We start from the raw sequence: 4,072 nt of genomic DNA, 5'->3' as shown, positions 1-4,072 counted from the left end.
TGGACAGACACTATTTAGACTTTTAGATATAACAATACTCCGTCAAGCTTTTGCAATACACTGCAAGCCAGCTGTTTGTATCTAAAGAGGTTCGATTGTTAAAATGCAGTAGATTAAGGATGTAACAATCATTCTACATTTTATATCTAAAAATCTAACGACCTATTGATATAAGATACATATATAAATCGGTTGATAATGCTCATTCGGGTTTTATCCCGACCAAAACGGCTATACATCCGCCTTTTAAGGAATCTTCATCTTCATCTTCAGTTATTGATACCTCAACAGAAAGGGTACGTGTAATTTCGGCATTAAAATCCCATTTCGGGGCAAAATCGTGGTTCGCATTATCAAAAATAACCTGATCAGCGTCCATAACTCTGAAGCGGACAGGGGGTAACTCCGGAACACCCTTTACCACTAAACGGTATTTTTGTCCCTGGAAGACTGTTTTTTGCAGTATAATGGTTTCGCCTTCTCCCAGGATGGTGGCATTGTAATTACCGTCGTGTATATATGGTGCTAATTCTGGTTTTACCACGGCTCTGGCAAAACCAATGCATTGTGAGGAAGCGGCATTTGCAGAAAAAAAATAGAGGAAACCGGCAAATAACATCCATAAACCCGGATAAAACCGGGATGCTCCTTTTTTGTTTACTTTATTTGGGCTATTACCGGACATTGTCAGGAAACAAAATCGGATCTCAATTCTTCAATTTTCTTGCACAGAAGCACATAATCATCCGGTGCAATTTCTATTTCACTCTTTGCACGAATTGTTGTCGTTCTGCTGGCGGTATCAGTTTCTGTTTCAACAGCAGATGTATTGATGATTGTAACCTTATCGAAAATCGACTCCAGCTCTTCAAATTTATTCATCAATCTGGCAACATCAGAATTTTCGTTGTATGTTTTCATCATGTTCAACAATGTTACGAGTGATAATTTTTGGTACAATATCCTGTCGACCAATTCTTTGTTGTTTGAAAGCGATCCTTTGGTAAGAGAAGAGGCCAGATACAGTCCTTCAATCCAGCCACCGGCAAGAACTATTACAGAAATAGCCGCCCTGTTGTTTTCCGAGAGATAAGCATTGGCGTTCATGTATGTTTCGGAAATAATGTCCATTACTACCTCCCTGTTGTTCATATTTTCTTCCAGTTTCTTGATGGTACTTTCATCCACGGCCTCCATAACACCTAGTTCTTCAGCCAGTTTACGTGCAGCGCCCATGTACTCGATGGTGGTTTGCGACTGGTCAAAAAGGCTGGCATAACTAAGGTCGGCACTGTAAATTCCAAGATTCAGAGCCATCTTATAGTTGGTGTTATATTTTGGGATATTATCCAGTGAATTCAGAATATTTGCATCGAAGGTAGCACCTGCCTTTTTGATCAACATGGCAGTTTCTATCGGCGAAGGTAAAGAATAAAATATCAGTTTGGATTTATTGAAATCTTCAACCAATTGCTCATTCATTGGAACGGACTGGATGATATTTTCTTCTGAATCTTCTGAGTCTTTTTTTTCACTGGCTGAACGGCACGAGGAAAAGATTGCTGCCGAAAGGAACAAAAAAATAAGACCGCAACTAAGGGACAAGATACAATGGTAATGATACTTCATAGGTGCACTAATTGTATTAAAATTCCTGGACTTAATCAAAAAAATTAATCGCACAAGTTAAAACAATTTCACTGATTTTCAAACAACAAAGTTTGATTAGCTTGTGCCTTTTGGCCTGAAATTGCCCCAAGATACCTATCCGTACCCATGTCCTAAAGTCAGAATTCATTCAAAGTTAGAAAAATACTTCATAAATTGTGCCCGTTCATACATAACGGGGTTTTTAATACTTCGATATCCCATTTTTCCTCTGAAATCGGCAATGCTGGAAAAATTTTTCTCCTTCATCCATTTTTCAATAAAATCGATCATCCGGGTTATCACTGTAGGTCCGTTTTTATAGACGGCCGAACAGACCTGAGCTACCTGCGCACCTGACAGTAATTGTTTGACAATAGCAGCACCGTCATGTATTCCTGTAGAAGCAGCAATGTCAATATTTTTAACCTTGGAGCTGGTAATGGCCACCCAGCGCAGGGATTGTCTGATATCGGCAGGCGTGCTAAAAACTTCAGCCGATTTGAGTTGTAGCGTGTAAATATCGATATCGGGTTCGTAAAAACGGTTAAAAAGCACTACACCCTTTACGCCGGAAACCGAAAACCTGTCAACCATTTTTACCAGATTGGAGAAATAGGGGCCGATTTTCATTGAAACAGGAATGGTAATAACTTCATTGACCATTTCTGCTATATCGAAGTACAATTGTTCATAATCTTCTGCCGCACTATTTTTGTTTGTATTTACTCTGAAGACATTTAGTTCAATGGCGTCGGCTCCGGCATCTTGTATCTCCTGGGCAAAGTTGACCCATTCGTCGGCTGAAAAGCAATTAATGCTGGCTATCACCGGAATGCCAGTGGCTGCTTTTGCCTCCCTGATCAATTGGAGATATGAAGCAACTGAGTGATCGCGGGTATATCCCCGGATATAATCAACAGCTTCGGGATAATCAAAACCATGGCCGGTTTTTATCTCATGGTTGATTTCATGGTTGATCTGTTCCTCAAAAAGCGATTTTAAAACGACTGCTCCAGCACCTGCTTCTTCAAGCTTTTTTATCTTGTCAACACTATTGGTGAGTCCCGAACTACTTACAACAACCGGGTTTTTAAGCTTAAGTCCCAAATAGGTGGTTTCCAAATTTGCCATGTCCTGCTTATTTAATTAAACGAACAAAACCTGTCGCGATTACTCGTGACGAGTTTCATTAGACCTTGAAAAATAAATAATATACAAATGAGTCAGTATTTTCTTAACAAATATAATTAAAAGCTCGAAAGTTTCAAGGGGGTGGGAAGTTCGGAGTTGCGGGTTCTGTCTTGTCTGGTGCTTGTTGCTGGTTGCTTGTTGCTTGTTGCTTGTTGCTTGTTGCTGGTTGCTTGTTGCTTGTTGCTTGTTGTTTGTTGCTGGTTATGAGTTAGCGGGCTTGTTGAGACGCACGGCCGTGCGTCTTTACTTGCCCCCAAAAAAGTTTCTTGTCCCGGGTTCCGGGTTTCCGGTTCGCTCGGCTCCGCCGCTTGTCTTGTAAGACTTCGTCAATTGGTTAATTGGTTAATTGATAATTGATAACTGGTTACTGATAATTGATAAGTGATAATTGATAATTGGTAATTGATCATTAAAATAATCTGTGTTATCTTTGGTGCCCTCTCAACCTCAACCTTAGCCTTAGCCTCAGCCTCGCTTCTGTCTTCTTATTGTCTCACTTCTCTACCTGCCTAATGATGTTGTCGCTCACCAAAAACAGCACTTCCAATACGCACCATGTTACTTCCTTCTTCAACAGCCGTTTGATAATCGCCCGACATTCCCATACTGAGGATGGAGAACGCATCATCTGAGCTGAAGTAGTTATTTTTTGTTTTATCGAAAAGGGTTTTGAGGCATCTGAATTCGGAACGCACCTTTTCCATATCATCTGTGAAGGTGGCCATCCCCATAAGACCTTTGATTTGGATGTTACTCAAACTTTTGTAATCGGCACTTTCTAATATTTCAAAAAGTTCATTTTCGTCGAGTCCGAATTTTGTTTCTTCATCGGCAATGTGAATCTGGAAAAGACAGGGAATGATACGGTTATACTTTGCAGCCTCTTTGTTGATGGTCTTTAGCAAACGAAAGCTGTCAACACCATGAATCAGCGAAACAAAGGGGGCAATATATTTCACTTTGTTACGCTGTAGATGGCCGATCATGTGCCACCGGATGTCTTTAGGTAGTTGCTCATATTTATCTGTCAGTTCCTGTACTTTATTTTCGCCAAATATGCGATGTCCGGTTTCGTAAGCCTCCATAATCATTTCTGCCGGTTTGGTTTTGGAAACCGCTACCAATGTGACATCGGAAGGCAATTGCTCTTTTAATTCGTTCAAATTTTGGGCAATTGTTGCCATGGTTCTCTTTTTCCTGATTGTTAATTGATAAGCCTGGTTTAAAAAGC

General features: G+C 40.3%; 4 protein-coding genes. All 4 read right to left on the bottom strand.

All coding sequences use genetic code 11. The features are described 5' to 3' along the window. Window positions 1–202: 202 nt before the first annotated feature. Window positions 203–685, bottom strand: coding sequence for a hypothetical protein (locus tag OQ5_RS0107505; RefSeq protein ID WP_016776895.1), 483 nt, complete (start codon window positions 683–685; stop codon window positions 203–205). Window positions 686–687: 2 nt separating this feature from the next. Beyond that, window positions 688–1,629 (bottom strand): hypothetical protein, encoded by a 942-nt coding sequence (locus OQ5_RS0107500; protein ID WP_016776894.1) that lies wholly within the window; start codon window positions 1,627–1,629, stop codon window positions 688–690. A gap of 165 nt (window positions 1,630–1,794) precedes the next feature. Then, a complete protein-coding gene (locus OQ5_RS0107495; RefSeq protein ID WP_016776893.1) occupies window positions 1,795–2,781 on the bottom strand; it encodes a dihydroorotate dehydrogenase-like protein in 987 nt (328 codons plus the stop codon). Window positions 2,782–3,350: 569 nt separating this feature from the next. Then, window positions 3,351–4,072, bottom strand: a 722-nt coding sequence (locus OQ5_RS0107490) for a YggS family pyridoxal phosphate-dependent enzyme (protein WP_016776892.1), incomplete at its 5' end; no start/stop codon positions are given.

Source organism: Anaerophaga thermohalophila str. Valhall (assembly GCF_000250735.1).
In the GTDB taxonomy this organism is placed as follows: Bacteria; Bacteroidota; Bacteroidia; order Bacteroidales; family Marinilabiliaceae; genus Anaerophaga; species Anaerophaga thermohalophila_A.
This window is presented reverse-complemented; position numbering and strand designations above follow the sequence as displayed.